Annotated in this window: 12 protein-coding genes; 4 read left to right on the top strand and 8 right to left on the bottom strand. The window is 67.2% G+C overall.

The features are described 5' to 3' along the window. The 8 genes from RAM80_RS16635 to tagH are packed head-to-tail and all read right to left on the bottom strand — an operon-like array spanning position 1 to position 12,280. Positions 1 to 2,934, bottom strand: coding sequence for a serine/threonine-protein kinase (locus RAM80_RS16635; RefSeq protein ID WP_416421587.1), 2,934 nt, complete (start codon positions 2,932 to 2,934; stop codon positions 1 to 3). A gap of 13 nt (positions 2,935 to 2,947) precedes the next feature. After that, positions 2,948 to 3,676, bottom strand: a complete 729-nt coding sequence (locus tag RAM80_RS16630; RefSeq protein WP_416421586.1) for a PP2C family protein-serine/threonine phosphatase — start codon at positions 3,674 to 3,676, stop codon at positions 2,948 to 2,950. Then, complete coding sequence (tagF, locus tag RAM80_RS16625; RefSeq protein ID WP_416421585.1) at positions 3,677 to 4,330, bottom strand: type VI secretion system-associated protein TagF; 654 nt, start codon at positions 4,328 to 4,330, stop codon at positions 3,677 to 3,679. Beyond that, positions 4,327 to 7,830, bottom strand: a complete 3,504-nt coding sequence (gene tssM / locus RAM80_RS16620) for a type VI secretion system membrane subunit TssM (RefSeq protein ID WP_416421584.1) — start codon at positions 7,828 to 7,830, stop codon at positions 4,327 to 4,329. Before tssM ends, tagF begins: the two co-directional genes overlap by 4 nt. Then, on the bottom strand, positions 7,827 to 9,107 hold the full coding sequence (locus tag RAM80_RS16615) for a DotU family type VI secretion system protein (protein WP_416421583.1): 1,281 nt from the start codon (positions 9,105 to 9,107) through the stop codon (positions 7,827 to 7,829). The genes tssM and RAM80_RS16615 overlap by 4 nt, the downstream gene beginning before the upstream one ends. Positions 9,108 to 9,113: 6 nt before the next feature. Next, entirely contained in the window at positions 9,114 to 10,448 is a 1,335-nt protein-coding gene (gene tssK / locus RAM80_RS16610) for a type VI secretion system baseplate subunit TssK (protein ID WP_416421582.1), read from the bottom strand. A 15-nt stretch (positions 10,449 to 10,463) separates the two neighbouring features. Beyond that, a complete protein-coding gene (gene tssJ / locus RAM80_RS16605; RefSeq protein ID WP_416421581.1) occupies positions 10,464 to 10,949 on the bottom strand; it encodes a type VI secretion system lipoprotein TssJ in 486 nt (161 codons plus the stop codon). 47 nt (positions 10,950 to 10,996) lie between these two features. After that, positions 10,997 to 12,280 (bottom strand): type VI secretion system-associated FHA domain protein TagH, encoded by a 1,284-nt coding sequence (tagH, locus tag RAM80_RS16600; protein ID WP_416427500.1) that lies wholly within the window; start codon positions 12,278 to 12,280, stop codon positions 10,997 to 10,999. 333 nt (positions 12,281 to 12,613) lie between these two features. On the opposite strand from tagH, the gene tssA reads away from it, so the two are divergent. The 4 genes from tssA to RAM80_RS16580 all read left to right on the top strand — a co-directional run bounded on the left by tssA (position 12,614) and on the right by RAM80_RS16580 (position 16,290). Beyond that, complete coding sequence (gene tssA, locus RAM80_RS16595) at positions 12,614 to 13,621, top strand: type VI secretion system protein TssA (protein ID WP_416421580.1); 1,008 nt, start codon at positions 12,614 to 12,616, stop codon at positions 13,619 to 13,621. A gap of 88 nt (positions 13,622 to 13,709) precedes the next feature. Further along, positions 13,710 to 14,225 (top strand): type VI secretion system contractile sheath small subunit, encoded by a 516-nt coding sequence (gene tssB / locus RAM80_RS16590; protein ID WP_416421579.1) that lies wholly within the window; start codon positions 13,710 to 13,712, stop codon positions 14,223 to 14,225. Between the two features lie 14 nt (positions 14,226 to 14,239). Beyond that, positions 14,240 to 15,733: a type VI secretion system contractile sheath large subunit gene (gene tssC / locus RAM80_RS16585; RefSeq protein ID WP_416421578.1), complete on the top strand. Its 1,494-nt coding sequence runs from the start codon at positions 14,240 to 14,242 to the stop codon at positions 15,731 to 15,733. Positions 15,734 to 15,801: 68 nt separating this feature from the next. Next, a complete protein-coding gene (locus RAM80_RS16580) occupies positions 15,802 to 16,290 on the top strand; it encodes an Hcp family type VI secretion system effector (RefSeq protein ID WP_416421577.1) in 489 nt (162 codons plus the stop codon). Positions 16,291 to 16,311: the final 21 nt, after the last annotated feature.

Here is a 16,311-nt window from a genome sequence, read left to right as displayed (position 1 = left end):
TCATGGCAGCGTCGACAGTGGCACGCGGTACAGCGCGTCACCCGGCTCGGCGTCGCCGAAGCGCACCCAGTTGGCCAGGTCGTTGTGGAAGGTTTCGTAGAGCTGGATCTTCGATTCCAGCTCGTCGATGAAGTCCTGCTGCTCGGCCACCGACAGCGACAACCACAGGTCCTGGGTCATGGTCAGGGCTTTGCTGCGGTAGGGCAGGCCTTGCAGGTATTCGCCCAGCACGCCGCCGTCGGCCAGGTTGGCGCCGCTGCGCAGTGCCGAGGGGTCGCGGCTCATGTAGGCGCTGGCGCTGGCGATCTCCTGGAAGAAGTCCTTGGGTGAAGTCTGGGTCTTGCGCGCAGCGTCGACGATCAGCTTCAACGACTGTTGCAGGTCGTTGAGCTGCAGCTTGGTCAGCAGCACGCACACCTGGAACGCCGGCAGCGCCGGGTTGGTCAGGTCGCGGTCGGCGGTCCAGGCGCTGACCAGCTGGGGGGCGCGGTTGGCGGCGCGGTGGCCAAGGAAATCCATGTGCATGGCGTAGCCGATGGCGGCGGATTTATCGCTCAGGCTCGGTGACTTGGCCAGCAGCGGCACTGCCGGCGATTCGCTGCGCACCTGATGCACCAGTTGCGCGAACACCGAGCCGATCTCGCTGACGCGCTCGCCGAAGCGCTGCACGTCGCCACCGGGAATGGGCACGTAGAGATCGCCGATCTGCGGGTTGGCGTCGGCGGTCAGCACCCGGTACTGCTGCTCGGCGGAGGCGTGGTTGTTCTTGCCGGCATCGGTGCGCAGGTGCAGGGCAAAAATCTTGATCTGCTTGTTCAGCGCCGCCTGGCGGACTTCGGCCTCGTTCATGTGCGTGCTGCTCAGCGGGTCGGCCTTGCGCAGCGCGCCGGCGTCGCTTACCAGCAGTATCAGCCGGCCGCCGTACGGCGACCAATCCATGCCCTGCACGGCCTGCATCACCCCGGCGAAGGCGTCTTCGTTGAACGACTGGCTGGACACCGTGGTGGCTTTCACCTGCCGGGCCAGGTCCAGGAAGCGTTGCGGGTCACGGCCCTGGTCCAGGGGGATCAGGGTCTTGGCCAGATACTCCAGGCCCGGGGTCTTGCTGAGGTTGTTGCGAAAGCCCACCAGGCCGAAGCTGACGTTATCCAGCTCGCCGCGCTGGGCAATCTGGCTCTGCAGCTCGTGAACCACGGCGGTGACCTGGTCGATGTAGGGCTGCATCGACACCGAGGTGTCCACCACCAGCACCACGGCCGTGCGGAAGGCGTCGGTCTTGGCCGTGGCCGCTGGCCCGTCGTTGGTGCCCGGGTCGATGGAGGCGACGTTGAGCAGTTGTACCGGCTGGCCGTTGTCATCGAAGCTTTCCTTCGAGTCGAAGATGGGCAGCAGGTAGAACTTGTCCTGGGGGATAGCACTGGCGCCTGGCTCCAGGGCCAGCAGCAACTTGCCATCGCCCTGGCCCGCCTGGGCCTGCGTGAGGGCGCGGCGGGCGGCAGCAGGGTCGGCCAGCAGGCGTTCAACGCTGCTGGCAGCGTTGAGGAACATCACTGGCGCGCGGCCCGAACGCTCGGTGAACTTGAGCACCAGGCTCTGCTTCCAGTCGCTGACCTGGCCGGCGGCCAGCCAGCCTTCGCTGTGGCCTTCGGTGCCTGCGCCCACCCGCAGCCATTCAACGCCATCGACAGCCTTGCGCTGGTACACATAGAGCACCGAGAACGCTGGCAGCGCCTTGCCGCCCTTGGCGCCGGGCTCGGCTGCCAGGCTGGCGCCAGGCTTGCTGAGAATGCGTTGGAACAGGGTTTTCTTGCCCGCCATCAGCAGCGGTCGGTTGCCACCGTCCTGTTCGGCGGCAACGGCCGGTGGCGGGGGCGCCACCTGCGCGGCGGGCTCGGCGGCCGCCTTGGTCTTGCCGCCACCCAGCAGGGCGTAGCCACCGCCGCCGATGGCCAGCAGCACGGCCACGGCGATGGCACTCAGGGCCAGCACCGGGCGCTTGCTTTTCCCTGGCAACACGGCAGGTGGTTCGGCGGGGGCAGGGGCAGGAGCAGCCTGGGGAATGTCGATGCTCACCGGCTCCAGGCCGGCCAGCGAAGGTGCGCTGATCACCGGGCGGATGCGCGTGGCGTCGTTATCCGGCTGCCGGTCCAGTTCGTCCAGGGCGGCCAGCAGCGCATGGGCATCGGCGAAGCGCTCGGCGGGGTCCTTCGCCAGCAGGCGGCTGAGGATCGGCTGGTAACGGCCTTGGGCGATGGGCAATTCCGGCAGCGGTTGGGTCAGGTGCGCGAGCGCCGTGGACAGGGCATCGGTACCCACGTACGGCAGCTTGCCCGCCAGCATTTCATAGAGCACCACGCCCAACGCGTAGAGGTCGGCGCGGCCGTCGATCTCCTGGCCGCGCGCCTGCTCCGGGCTCATGTAGCTGGGCGTGCCCACGGCGAAACCGGCCTGGGTGAACTGGGTGCGGTCGTCCAGGGACTTGGCGATGCCGAAGTCCGAGAGCACTGCCGTGCCGTCCGCGCGGAACAGGATGTTGGCCGGTTTCACGTCGCGGTGCACCAGGCCCTGGGCGTGGGCATAGCCCAGCGCCGAGGCGATCTGGCGCAGGTACGGCAAGCCCTGCTCGGGCCCCAGGCCTTGGGCCAGGCGGTCCTTGAGAGTGCCGTTGGGCAAGTATTCCATGGCCATGTAGTACAGCTCGCCGACATTGCCGATGTCGTGGATGGTCACGGTGTTGGGGTGGGTGAGGCGTGCCAGGGTGCGGCCTTCGCGCAGGAAGCGCTCGCAGAAGGTGGCGTCGGCGGCCAGTGCCGCGGCCATGACCTTGAGCGCCACTTTGCGCTCCAGCGAACGCTGGGTCGCCAGGTACACGCTGGCCATCGCGCCTTCGCCGATTTCGCCGTGGATGTCGTAGCCAGGAATAGTGATCTGCATGGTTCAGGGTTCTTCAGCTGGCCTTGATGACGACGGCGGTGATGTTGTCGGGGGCGCCGCGGGTCAGGCCCAGGTGCACCAGGCTGCGGACCACGGCGTAGGCGTCGCTGTGGCACAGCACGTCGCGGATCTCGTGGTCTTCGGCGGTCTTGGTCAGGCCGTCGCTGCACAGCAGGTAAGTGTCGCCGGGCAGGACGTGCAGGAAGGCACTGTCCAGCTCCAGCTCATTGGCCACGCCCAGGGCGCGGGTAACGATGTTGCCGCGTGGATGCAGGCGCGCTTCGGCTTCGCTGAGCAGGCCGCTGTCCACCAGCGCCTGCACGTAGCTGTGGTCGCGGGAAATACTGCTCAACTGGCCACCGCGCAGGCGGTACAGGCGGCTGTCGCCAGCCCACAGGCACATGCCCTGGCTACCACGCATGGCCAGGGTGACGACGGTGCTGCCCATCATGCCCACGCCACGCAGCTGCGCCTGGTCGCGCACCAAGGTGTTGACCTCGGCCAGTGCCTGGCGCAGCGCGTTGCAGTACACCGGCAGCGATGGCGAGCCGGGAATGCGCCGCAGGGCGTCGATGATCAGGCTGCTGACATAGTCGCCCGCGGCGTGGCCGCCCATGCCGTCGGCCACCGCCCACAGGCCGCTGTCGGGCAGGTCCAGGCAGGCATCTTCGTTGACCTGGCGCACCATGCCCACATGGCTGTAGCTGGCGCTTTGAATGTGCTGGACGGGAAGGGCGGCCATCTACAGCGCGCCTCCCTGGCTGTGCAGGAAGCGGGTGAACACCTCGCTGGCCGGCATGCCCTGGCAGCGCAGCAGGCCTGGGGCCACGCGCTGCGAGCCGGTGCCCCACCACAGGCTGGCGCCCAGGCAGGCCCATTGCCCGAGCGTGGCCTGGCGCGCCTGCGGCGTGTCAGCGTGGCTGCGGCGCAGGCCGGCGAAGTCGTTGTCAGGCAGCGACGGGGTCAGTGCCAGGGGCGGCAGTGCGGCCAGCGCGGCTTCGAAATGCTGCGGTTCCGCGTGCGGTTCCAGGGTGTCGAGCAGGGCGTTTTCCACCTGTTCATGCCAGCCCTGCTCGCCGCCGACCACGGCGGCCAGGTCGGTATCGCCGGGCAGCGCCATGGCCACCGTCAGCGGGAAATAGCGGCCTACGCGGTCGACGCTGGGCATCAGCACACCGGTCATTGCCTGTTCGCCACACACGCCGGGCGCCAGCAGGAAGCGCCACAGCGGGCTGACCAGGTACGCGTCCAGCCAGCCTTCGCCCAGCTCGGCCTGGCTGGCGCGCAGGCCAGCGGCCAGCCACGCGTCCCAGGCGCTGATGAAAGCGGGCGGCAGGGCGCGGCTAATGAAGTCACCGCGGCTGGCCAGCTTGCCGTAGAAGCCCACTGGGTTCATAGCCGCTCCGGCAGGTTGAAGCCTGCGACCAGGCGGTTGTTGAACGGGTTGAAGGCGCTGTTGGCGCGCAGTTCATAGGAGATGCTGGCGCCGTCCACGCGCAGGCGCAGGGTGAAGCGGTCGGGCGAACCGGCGCTGCTCAGGTCCGATTGCTCCAGCAGGCGGAACCACGCCCATGGCCCGTCCAGGGTCATGCCCGAACGGCCGCTGGCGGCAGGCGGCTCGATGGCCAGGCGCACCACGCCAACGCTGTTGGGGTTCGGCCATTGCAGCGCGGTGGGGCGGCTGGGGCCGTGGTCATAGCTGAGCTGCTGGCCATCCAGGTCGAGGTTGAACTGGGTGATGCTGCTGTCCATGGCCACCGGCTTGAGCTCGAAGCGCACCACCGGCTGGGTGCCGCCGGCGCGGAAGTAGGCATCACGAATCGACGCCGCGCGCTGGAAGGTCTGCAACACGCCCGGCGTGATGCCCAGGCGCTGCGCCGCGCCCGGCTGCCAGCGCCAGGTGGCTGCGGAGGTGTCGACGTAGGGTTGCAGGTACTTGCGGAAGTAGCTGTCCATGACCCCGCCGACGCCGAAGAACTGGCCGAAGTCGTCGAGCGTGGCGTCGCGGCTGCTGGCGGTCACCAGCGGGTAGCGCCCGGCCAGGGACTGGCGGTACACGTTCACCACCTCACTGGCCCAGGCGGCGTTGAGTTGGTTGCGCACGCCACCCATCATGCTGTTGGTGGTGGCGCTGACCACCGACTTGACCAGCCCCTGTACCACCGGCGGCTCACGCTCGGCAGTCAGGCTGACCCGTGCGGCCGCAGCGCTGGCCTGGTTCTTGGCCTCGCCCAGCAGCGCGTCGCCGCTGGCGCCGACCATGGCGCTGACCTGCACGTACAGGGCGTTGAGGTCGGCCAGCAGGCCATCGATGGCGGCGGGGTCGCCATTGCCCTTGCCCACCAGGGCATTGAGTTCGGCGAAGTGCGCGGTCACCAGATCTTCCTGTGCCGCGGGCGCTTGCGGGGTCGTTGCAGGTGCCTGGCCCACCAGCGAGCCGAGCTTCTGCTTGAGCTTGTCGACGTTGTTTTCCACCGGCGTGGCCTGCGCAGCCACGGCCTTGTCCAGGTGGCCGAGGTCGGTTTCACGGGCTACGGCCTGCAGCAGCTTTTTCAGTGGCGAGGTAGGCCCCGAGATCACTCGCAGCACGTCTGCGGCCTGGGCGACGCTGGCCACCGGCACGAAGTCGATGTCAGCCAGCAGGGCGTCCCATTGGCGGATGTAGTCCTGCAGGTACAGCCGGCGCACCTCGCCGGCCAGGCCGATGGCGTCCTGCTGTTGCGCCGGGTCCAGGCCCAGCACCCATTGCTCCTCGGCCAGGGCGTTGGACTGGTTCAGGCTGCTCAGCAGGAACGCCTGCTGGTAGCCCTTGGCGGTGAAGAACCCGCTCAAGGGCTCGCCCAGGGGCTTGCCGCTCTTGCGCACCAGCACCAGGGCAGCATCGCGCCCGGCCGCATCGCTCAGGCGGAAATCACTGACCCCGGCAGGCAGTGGCTGGCGCTTGACCCGGTCATACACGCGCTGGGCTACAGGCAGCTGTTGCAGTTGGCGGCGCAGGTCGTCGATCAGCCGCGCGTCCAGGCGGGCGTCGGGCGGCTGGCGCTCGAACAGGGCTTGCAGGTGCTCATTGAGCGCCTGGCGCTGGTCGGCGGCCAGGTCGCGTGGCAGGTGCTGCTCCCAGTCCAGGCTGACCCAGGCCTTGATGAAGGCCGGATCGTAGTGGGCATGGTCGCCCAGCATCAGGTAGGCCTTGAGCCCCTCGTAGAGAAAGTCTGAAGTGCCGCCGCTGCGCAGTTGCTCTTCAACCCGGCTCACCAGGCGCGGGGCGAACACCGCGACCAGCAGCTTGCGGTAGAGGCTGCTGGCTTCGCTTTCCAGCATGTCACCCTGGTACAGGCCAAGGCCACGCGCCCAGTTGGGTGGGTCGTCGGCCAGGTGGCGCGTGGCGTTGAGCAGTGGCAGCACCGCCAGCACCTCGCGTTGTGCCGGTGTCAGCGCCTGCACGGCCTGGCCCAGCGGTGCCACGCGGGCATCGACCTGGGCGATGTAGGCCTGGTTCGCCCGGTAGCTGGCAACCCACAGGCCGCCTACCACCAGTACCAGCGCCACGCTGGCGGCCAGCGCACCACGGGCCAGCCATTTGCGCCGTCGTTCCACGGCCGGGTTGCTGCCGACCAGGCCGCGCTCGGCAAAGGCCACGTCGGTGAACAGGCGCTGGATGAAGTAGCTGCGCCCCGTGCCGGTCTGGCGCGCCAGATGCTGGCGGTCCAGGTTCATGCTCTGGGCCATGGCGCCAATCAGGCGGTCGATGGGGCTGCCTTCCTGGGTGCCGCTGGTGAAGTACACGCCGCGCAGCAGCACGCGAGCTTCGTAGGGGTTGGGACGGAACACCGCCTGCAGGAAGTCTCGCAACGTGGCCTTGAGCGCACCGAACTGCTGGGGGAAGCCATAGATCAGGTCGCGGCGCGCGGGGTCGCGTTCTTGTTGCAGGCGCTCCACAAGGCGCTGGTTGAGGCGCAGCTCCAGGCCCTGGAACTCGCTGTCCAGCTGGCTCAATGGGCCGTCGCCGCTGCTGCCGTCGTCCAGCGCGAAAGTCATGCCCCACACCTGGGCGCGCTCTTCCTTGCTCAGGTTGTCGAAGAACTCCATGAAGCCCGGCACCAGGTCGAGCTTGGTCAGGGTCAGGTAGATGGGCAGGCGCACGCCCAGCTGGCTGTACAGCTCCTGGATGCGCGTGCGAATGGCCGCGGCGTGGGCGGCGCGCTCGGCCTCGCTGGCCAGCAGCAGGTCGGACAGGCTGATGGCAATGAAGGCGCCATCCACCGGGCGCCGTGGCCGCTGGGTCTTGAGCAGGTCGAGGAAGCCCAGCCAGGCGGCCTTGTCGACCGCGGCGTGGCTGTCCTGGGTGGTATAGCGGCCAGCGGTGTCCAGCAGCACGGCCTGGTCGGTGAACCACCAGTCGCAGTTACGCGTGCCACCCACACCCTGCACGGCGCCGGCGCCCAGGTGCGCGGCCAGGGGGAAATTCAGCCCGGAGTTGAGCAGGGCGGTAGTCTTGCCCGAGCCGGGCGGGCCGATGATCACGTACCAGGGTAGCTCGTACAGGCTGCGCTTCTCGTCGCCGCCCAGGCGAGCTTTCTTCAGCAGCGCGAGGGCTTCGGCCATGCGCGCCTTCAGCGTCGCCAGTTCTTCGGCGGTGGCCACGCTGGCCGGGTCTGGCGCGGTGTCGGCGGCCAGGCTGGCAAGCACCTTGGCGGCCTGGCGCCGGGCCTGCACCAGGCGCCAGGTACGGTACGCCAGCCACGCGGCGAACAGCAGGATGATCAGCGCCCAGCGCCGGCCTTCAGGCACCAGCCACTCCAGCAGCGGGCCGACGAACCAGATCACCAGGCTCAAGGCCAGCAGGCCCAGCACCGGGATGAACCAGCGCACTACAAACGCAAGCACGGCCTTCACTCGACCCCCTCCGCAAACACAGTGATTTCTACCCGGCGGTTACGCGCGCGGCCCTCGGCGGTGGCGTTGGAGGCCAACGGCTCGGTGTCGCTGCGGCCTTCGGCGCTGAAGCGTTCGGCCTGGTCGGTGCGTGCGGCCAGCAGTTGGCGGACTTCTTCGGCACGGGCCTGGGACAGCTTCCAGTTGGACGGGAAGCGCAGGGTAGCGATGGGCCGGTTGTCGCTGTGGCCGGTGACCAGCACGCGGCCCTTGACCTTGCCGATGGCCTCGGCGATGCGCAGCATCAGCGGCTGGAAATCGTCCTTGATGCTGGCGCTGGCCGACGGGAACAGTTCGTCGCCGCGAATGGTGATGATGGAGCGGTCCACCGCATCCTCCACGGCCACCCGGCCGGCGCGCACGTCGTCGGCCAGGAAGCCGGCCAGGCGTGGCCGTTCCACCACCTTGGGCTGCTGGGCCGGGCGGTCGATGGCCTGCACCGGGATTTCGCCCAAGGCGTGGATATGCTTGAACACTGGCTCCGCGTCTGCGGCCAGCATCAGGCGCAGGCCTAGCAGCAACAACAGCAGCACGGCCACGGCAATGGCCAGGCCCACCCACGGCGGCAGGAACTGCGCCAGGCGGTCGCGGCTGGCCGGGGCGCCGCGCCAGTGCGGCGACAGCTCGCGCTCGTGCTCGCCACGGGCGCTGCGGATGGCGGCGCTGGTGCGCTCGCGCAGGGCGTCGAGCTGGCTGCGCCCGTCATGCATCACCCGGTAGCGGCCTTCGAAACCCAGGCACAGGCACAGGTACAGCAGCTCCAGCAGCGGCAGGCGCTCGCGCGGGCTTTGCAGGCAGTGGTCCAGCAGCTGGAACACCTTCTCGCCGCCCCAGGCTTCGTTGTGCACGGTGATCAGCAGGCTCTGCTTGCCCCAGTCACTGGCGCTGCCCCATGGCGTGCTCAGCACCGCCTCGTCCAGCGCCGTGCACAGCACGTAGCGCGCCAGCAGCACGTCGTTGCGCGGCACGCCTGCCGCTTGCGCGCGCTCTTCGAATTGGCGCAGGCAGGTCAGCAGCTGCGCGCGCAGGCTGGCGGGCGCCGGGTGGGCGATGGTGTTGCGCAGGCGCGTCAGCAGCGTCAGCAGCGGGCCGGCGGCCTGCTCCAGGGGGGTAAGCCCCTGGGCCTGGGCGTCGAGTATCGGTGCGCTGGGCACTTGCAGCGCCGGCGGTTCCTGGCCGCCTGCGGGCGCGCCGCGGCCACCGGGGCGCGGCATGATCATGGTGCGGTCGTCGTGCATGGCCGGTTAACCTCGAATCGCCCAGAAGGCTAGGTCCAGGCCAGGGAACTGCCCGGCGATATGGAACGCGAAGCCGCCCGACTGGCGCAGTTGCTGCCAGTGCTCGCTGCCACGATCCAGTTCGTAGTAGGTGGAACCGGCGTGGTAGGGCAGTTGGCGTGGCGCCACCGGCAACGGCAACAGGCCGATGCCTGGCAGTTGCAGGTTGACCAGATCGCGGATGTGCTCCACCGAACCCACCTTGCTCTGCTGGGCGAAACGCCCACGCAGGGTCTCGCCGGGCACGTCGGCGCGCACCACCAGGATGAAGCTGGCGTTGTCGATCAGGGTGCGGTCGGCCAGCATGGCCACGTGCACGCCGTAGGCTTTCTCGACGATCGGGATAGGCGTGGCCTTGCTGTCCATCAGCATCGACAGCGCCGCGCGCAGCGCCTGCATCACCGGCTCAAAGCTCAAGGCCAGGTTGTCGTGCTGGTACAGCGCGAATTCCTGCGGGCGCCGGGCCTCGCTGGCGAAGGTGGCGAACTCACCGGCCAGGCTCACCAGTTCACTGAACAGGCGCTCGGGGTGCAGCGGGCTCAGGCGCGCCAGGTGGGCAATCAACGGTTGGGCGCGGTTCACCAGTTGCAGCAGCATGAAGTCGGCGATTTCCGAGGCGCCACCAGCGTTGCTGGCCACCACGCGGCCGGCCAGGGCTTCGGCGCGCTGGTGCAGCAGGCCCAGCAACTCGCGGGTGAAGCCGCCCAGCACCTTGCTGGCGGCCACGTCCAGCACCGGCGGTATGTAGCGCTCGTCCAGCACCAGCGCGCGGTCGGCGCGCTTTTCCACCACGCGCACCACGCCGATGGCGGCATGGTCATCGAGGCCGTCCTGGGCGGTCAGCAGGCGCAGGGCACGAATGCCCACGGCCACCGGGGCGCGGTTCTCGAACGGCGAGTTGTCGTCACGCACCTCGCGCACCTGGCTCTGGTACCGGGCCGCCACGCTGCTCTCGCCTTCGTCGACAGTGTCGCGCACGCCGGCGCGCTTGAGTGGCAGGGCCAGGTACACGAGGCCGTCGCGCAGTTGCTCGTCGATGTCCAGCGGCGCCGGGGCCGGGTCATCGGCGGGTATGTTGAACGGGGTGCCGTCGGGCAGCAGGCCGCGGGCACTGAGGATTGCCAGCTTGCCCTGGCCCAGCAACGCCTGGTCCACCAGCAGTTCGGAAAAGCCCCAGCTGCCTGCCACGAAGGGCCGGCTGCGGGCGTCGATCAGGGTTTCCAGGTAGCGGTCGTGCTGCTGGAAATGCTGCGGGCGCAGGAACATCCCCTCCGACCACACCACTCGATTGTTCCAGGACATGGGTACTCCTTCGGATTAAGGGACGACGGCGGCGCTGCGCACCGCGTTGACGTCGAGGCTGATCTGCAACTCGCCGCCGGCGCCGGGTGCCACGGCGATCACCTCGCGCCATTGCGCCTGGTCGAGCGCGCGGTAGCCCACCACCAGGCCGAGCTGGCGGGTTGCAGGGTTGAGCTGGCGGGTCACCTTGCGGTATTCACCGGGCTGCACCAGCACCTCGTCCTGGTCCAGCAGGTCGCCACCCAGGGTGGCCTGGGCGCGGTCGGCGAGCGCGAAGTAGTCGGCACGGCTGAACACCGCGGCGTTTTTCAGCTCGTACAGGCGCACGCGGACCGGCGCGGGCGTACCGTCAGCGCCGGGGTTGAGTCCGGCGATGGCCTGCAGGTGCAGTACCAGGGGCGCGGCAGCCTCGTCCGCGATAGCGGGGGCGGGGGCCGGGTCCCTGGCACAGGCCGCCAGCAGCAAGATCGCCGCGGCAGCCAGTAAAACGCTGATCCTCATCCTGTGTCCTCAATGACAACGTCGTATCCGTGTGATCCTGGTGTTGCTCAGCGCCGACGCGAGCGGCTGCTGTGTTCCTCGTAGGCGCGGCTGAATTCGCGGCCGAACAGGTCTTGAAAATCGTCCTCGGCCTCGCCGGCAATCTGCTGGTAAAGCTCGGTGAATTGCTGCCAGTAGCGCGCCTGCCGCGAGCCCGCCAGCAGCCCCGCCAGGCCGCCGGGATTTTCCAGGCGGGCCTCCAGCGCGGCAGGTTCGAAGCGTTTGAGCAGCTGGCTGATAGCCGCCTGCACGCCGGCCATCACCGCCAGCTGGTGGGCGCGCAGGTCGTCGAAGCTGTCGGCGATAGCCTGGTCCGGCGCCATGAACGCCTGGTTGCCGTGGCGCAGCAGCAACAGCAGCGCCTCGTCGGCGTTGGGGGCGAACTTGAGCGGGTTGTTTTCCAGCGGTTGGATCAGTGTCTGCTGCATGCGGAATTCGCCCTTGAGGCTGGCCCGGGCGCGCAGCACATCGATCAGGCCTTCCACCATCAGGCGGTAGCTACGGCCCAGGCTTTCCATCTGCGCTGCGGCTTGCTGGGGGTCTATGCGCAGGTGGGCCAGGCCGGCGCCCTGCAGGAAGGCTTGCAGCAGGTCAGGAGCGGTGGCCGGCGCAACGTCGTTGTTCGGCACGGGGGCTACAGCTTCAGGCTGTGGCACGGGTGCAGGCGCCGTGCCCAGCAGGTCCCAGTCCTCGGGAATCAGCGCCGCCGCTTGCGCAGCCGCTGGTGGCGTGGGGGCCGGGGGGCGGAAGTCATGCTGCTGGGCCGGTACATGGTCCGGTTGCGTGGCCGCTGCCACCGGTGCCGGTGCAAGAAAATCGAACAGGTCGGGCAAAGTGTCGCTGGCTGCCGCATGCTCGAATTGCGGCGGCACCCGCACGGCTGCCGCAGGCTGCGCCTGGCCGCCCATCAGGGCCTCAAAGCTCAGCGGCTCGGCACCAGGGGAAATACTTCCACTGTTCCGTGGAAGTTCATGGGTGATAGTTGCCAGTATTTCGTAATCACCAATGCGAATAACTTCGCCATCACTCAGGCGTTCACTGTTTCCTCTGCGCAAACGGATGGATGAGGTTGCAAGTTCCACTCCGTTTGTACTGTTATCAGTGATGAAGTAATGGCCCTCTCTATATTGCACGCAGCAGTGGCTAGATGATATCAGTCGCTCGGGGTCCGGTAATATCCAGTCATTATCTACTGCGCGGCCAATCTTCAAGACGCCACTGTCCAGCATCACTTCCGAACATTGTCCGGGCGTGATCTTGTGATAACTGGTAATAGTTAACCGTAGTGGCATTATGGCTCCATGCTGCCGTGCGCGCTGCATCCGTGCGTTGGGAAAACGCGCATTTTTCGGCGAAAAGATCGCTTTCTTGCGCGAAAAATCCGCATTTTGTGTCAGTTTTGATTCTTCTTGGCCCTGCCAAACTGCATGACGGCTAGTAGCGAGGCGCCATAGCTTACCTTGACAACGCCTATTAACTACACCAAAAATGTCGGACTTTCTACAATGTGGTAGTGGCTCGGTGATATCGCCGAGTTCATATTGGTGCAGAACAGTTCGATTTCGATACTGGAACTTCCGTGCCATTAACCCGCACACCAGCGGGCGATAAGGAGATCAAACTTGGTGGATGTCGCGCGCCTGCTCACCCCTGTTTCCGAGGAATTCCCCTGTGGGGAAGACCTGGAGTACGACCCGCAATTCCTGCAATTGGAACGGGCCGCACTTGGGCAACCCGAGCGCATCATGGGCGACGCCGTACTTGCCGCCGAGCCGCCTCAATGGCGTGAACTGAGCCAACAAAGCGAACAACTTCTGCAGCGCAGCAAAGACCTGCGCATCTGTCATTTCCTGCTCCAGGGCGCGCTTGCCGTGGAAGGGCTGCGCGGCCTGGCCGACGTGCTCGAACTGGTGCAGCGGCTGCTGGCGGACCACTGGCTGCAACTGCACCCGCTGCTGGACGCCGACGACGACAATGACCCCACCCTGCGCCTGAATGCGCTGATGGGGCTGGCCAGCGACACCACCCTGAACCTGCTGCGCGATACCCCCCTGGTGCGCTCCCGCGCGTTCGGCAGCATCAGCCTGCGCGCCGCCGCCAATGCCAGCGGCCTCCAGCATTTCCAGGGCGAGAGCCTGGGCGCCGACCAGTTGCGCGGCGCCTTGCAGGACAGTGATGCCGAACAGCTGCAGGCCACCCGCCAGGCGCTGGATGATGCGCGCCAGGCCCTGGCTGGCATCGAGCAGCAGGTAGCGGACCAGTTGGGCGTGGCCCAGGGTGTCGACCTGGGCGCCCTCGATCGGCCGCTGAAACTGGCGCAACAGATTCTGGGTGGCACGCCGCAGCAAGCGCCAGACGCCGCTGAAGCGGACGGCCCGGCCACCAGCGCCCAGGTGCATCACCTGCCAGCGGCGCCCCGCGCCAATGCCGACATCACCACCCGCGACGACGTGCTGCAAAGCCTGCAGCGCATCCTCGACTACTACGCCCGCCATGAGCCTTCCAGCCCGGTGCCGGTGCTGTTGAACCGTGCGCGGCAGCTGGTCAGCGCGGACTTCGCGGCCATCGTGCGCAACCTGATTCCCGACGGCATGTCCCAGTTCGAAAATTTGCGCGGTCCCGACGCCGAGTAGCGTCGTCGACCTCGTCGTATCGTCAGTGGCCGGCTGCCTTGGCAGGCCATGACCTCAACACATCGCCCAGGCGACCAGGAGGAGCAACGTGGCCACTACCAGTTCCCAGAAGTTCATTGCGCGCAACCGCGCCCCGCGCGTGCAGATCGAATACGACGTCGAGCTGTACGGCGCCGAGAAAAAGGTCCAGCTGCCGTTCGTGATGGGCGTGATGGCCGACCTCGCCGGCAAGCCCGAGGAACCCCTGGCGCCGGTCGCCGAGCGCAAGTTCCTGGAAATCGACGTCGACAATTTCGACTCGCGGCTCAAGGCCATGAAGCCGCGCGTGGCGTTCCACGTGCCCAACGAGCTGACCGGCGAGGGCAACCTGAGCCTGGACATCACCTTCGAAAGCATGGACGACTTCAGCCCCGCCGCCGTGGCGCGCAAGGTCGATGCCCTGAACCAGCTGCTGGAGGCCCGCACCCAACTGGCCAACCTGCTGACCTACATGGACGGCAAGACCGGCGCCGAAGACGTGATCATGAAGGCCATCCAGGACCCGGCGCTGCTGCAGGCCCTGGCCAGTGCGCCGAAGCCCAGCGACTCCGAGCCCACCACCTGATCAGGAAGATCCCCATGTCCGAGTTGATGAAAGACAGTCAGCCGCAGCCGGCGGTGACCGAGCAGGCCAGCGAGTTCGCCAACCTGCTGCTGCAGGAATTCAAACCCAAGACCGAGCGCGCCCGCGAGGCGGTCGAGACCGCCGTGCGCACCCTGGCCGAGCAGGCCCTGGCGCAGACCAACCTGGTGTCCAACGACGCCATCAAGTCGATCGAATCGATCATCGCGGCCATCGACGCCAAGCTTACCGCCCAGGTCAACCAGGTCATCCATCACCCTGAGTTCCAGAAGCTGGAAAGTGCCTGGCGCGGCCTGCACTACCTGGTCAACAACACCGAATCCGACGAGCAACTGAAGATCCGCGTGCTCAATATCGCCAAGCCGGAGCTGCACAAGACCCTGAAGAAATTCAAGGGCACGGCCTGGGACCAGAGCCCGATCTTCAAGAAAATGTACGAGGAAGAGTACGGCCAGTTCGGCGGAGAGCCTTACGGCTGCCTGGTAGGCGACTACTACTTCGACCAGTCGCCGCCCGACGTGGAGCTGCTGGGCGAGCTGTCCAAGGTGTGCGCGGCCATGCACGCGCCGTTCATTGCCGCCGCGTCGCCGACGGTGATGGGCATGGGTTCGTGGCAGGAGCTGTCCAACCCGCGCGACCTGACCAAGATCTTCACCACGCCCGAGTACGCCGGTTGGCGCTCGCTGCGCGAGTCGGAAGATTCGCGCTACATCGGCCTGACCATGCCGCGCTTCCTGGCGCGCCTGCCGTACGGCGCCAAGACTGACCCGGTGGAAGCCTTCGCCTTCGAGGAGAACACCGACGGCGCCGACAGCAGCAAGTACACCTGGGCCAACGCCGCCTACGCCATGGCCGTGAACATCAACCGCTCGTTCAAGCACTACGGCTGGTGCTCGCGTATCCGCGGCGTGGAGTCGGGCGGTGAAGTGCAGAACCTGCCGGCGCACACGTTCCCCACCGACGACGGTGGCGTGGACATGAAGTGCCCGACCGAGATCGCCATCTCCGACCGCCGCGAGGCCGAGCTGGCGAAGAACGGCTTCATGCCACTTCTGCACAAGAAGAACACTGACTTCGCCGCATTCATCGGCGCCCAGTCGCTGCAGAAACCGGCCGAATACGACGATCCGGACGCCACCGCCAACGCCAACCTGGCCGCGCGCCTGCCGTACCTGTTCGCCACCTGCCGTTTCGCCCATTACCTGAAGTGCATCGTGCGCGACAAGATCGGCTCGTTCAAGGAAAAGGACGACATGCAGCGCTGGCTGCAGGACTGGATCCTGAACTACGTCGACGGCGACCCGGCGCACTCCACCGAGACCACCAAGGCCCAGCACCCGCTGGCCGCCGCCGAGGTGGTGGTGGAAGAAGTGGAAGGCAACCCGGGTTACTACAACTCGAAATTCTTCCTGCGCCCGCACTACCAGCTCGAAGGCCTGACCGTCTCCCTGCGCCTGGTTTCCAAGCTGCCATCGGCCAAGGGCGCCTGACCCCGATACACAGCGATGCGGCGCCGCGGGCGCCGCGTCATCGCCACTAACGCATTCCAGGAGGAATCATGGCAGTAGACATGTTCATCAAGATCGGTGACATCAAGGGCGAGTCCCAGGACTCGGCGCACAAGGACGAAATCGACGTCCAGGGCTGGAGCTGGGGCATGTCCCAGAGCGGCAGCATGCACCTGGGCAGCGGCGGCGGTGCCGGCAAGGTCAACGTCCAGGACCTGTCCATCACCAAGTTCATCGACAAGTCCAGCCCGAACCTGATGATGGCCTGCTCCAGCGGCAAGCACTACCCCGAAGCCAAGCTGGTTATTCGCAAGGCCGGCGGCGAGAGCCAGGTCGAGTACATGATCATCACCCTCAAGGAAGTGCTGATCTCGTCGCTGAGCACCGGCGGCACCAGCCACGATGACCGCCTGACCGAGAACGTCACCCTCAACTTCGCCCAGGTGCTGGTCGACTACCAGCCGCAGAAAGCCGACGGCACCAAGGACGGCGGCCCGGTCAAGTACGGCTGGAACATCCGCCAGAACGTCAAGCTCTGACCGCCCCCCGGCAGTGGCGCC

The sequence above is a fragment of the Pseudomonas sp. App30 genome, assembly GCF_047947025.1.
In the GTDB taxonomy this organism is placed as follows: domain Bacteria; phylum Pseudomonadota; class Gammaproteobacteria; order Pseudomonadales; family Pseudomonadaceae; genus Aquipseudomonas.
The sequence above is the reverse complement of the archived record's forward strand: the minus strand, read 5'-3'. Positions and strand labels throughout refer to the sequence as shown.

Bases quoted from the DNA above. Each gene is read 5' to 3' on its own strand.
- RAM80_RS16635 (WP_416421587.1), bottom strand. From the start codon at position 2,934: ATGCAGATCACTATTCCTGGCTACGACATCCACGGCGAAATCGGCGAA.
- RAM80_RS16630 (WP_416421586.1), bottom strand. From the start codon at position 3,676: ATGGCCGCCCTTCCCGTCCAGCACATTCAAAGCGCCAGCTACAGCCAT.
- tagF (WP_416421585.1), bottom strand. From the start codon at position 4,330: ATGAACCCAGTGGGCTTCTACGGCAAGCTGGCCAGCCGCGGTGACTTC.
- RAM80_RS16615 (WP_416421583.1), bottom strand. From the start codon at position 9,107: ATGCACGACGACCGCACCATGATCATGCCGCGCCCCGGTGGCCGCGGC.
- tssK (WP_416421582.1), bottom strand. From the start codon at position 10,448: ATGTCCTGGAACAATCGAGTGGTGTGGTCGGAGGGGATGTTCCTGCGC.
- tssJ (WP_416421581.1), bottom strand. From the start codon at position 10,949: ATGAGGATCAGCGTTTTACTGGCTGCCGCGGCGATCTTGCTGCTGGCG.
- tagH (WP_416427500.1), bottom strand. From the start codon at position 12,280: ATGCCACTACGGTTAACTATTACCAGTTATCACAAGATCACGCCCGGA.
- tssC (WP_416421578.1), top strand. From the start codon at position 14,240: ATGTCCGAGTTGATGAAAGACAGTCAGCCGCAGCCGGCGGTGACCGAG.
- RAM80_RS16580 (WP_416421577.1), top strand. From the start codon at position 15,802: ATGGCAGTAGACATGTTCATCAAGATCGGTGACATCAAGGGCGAGTCC.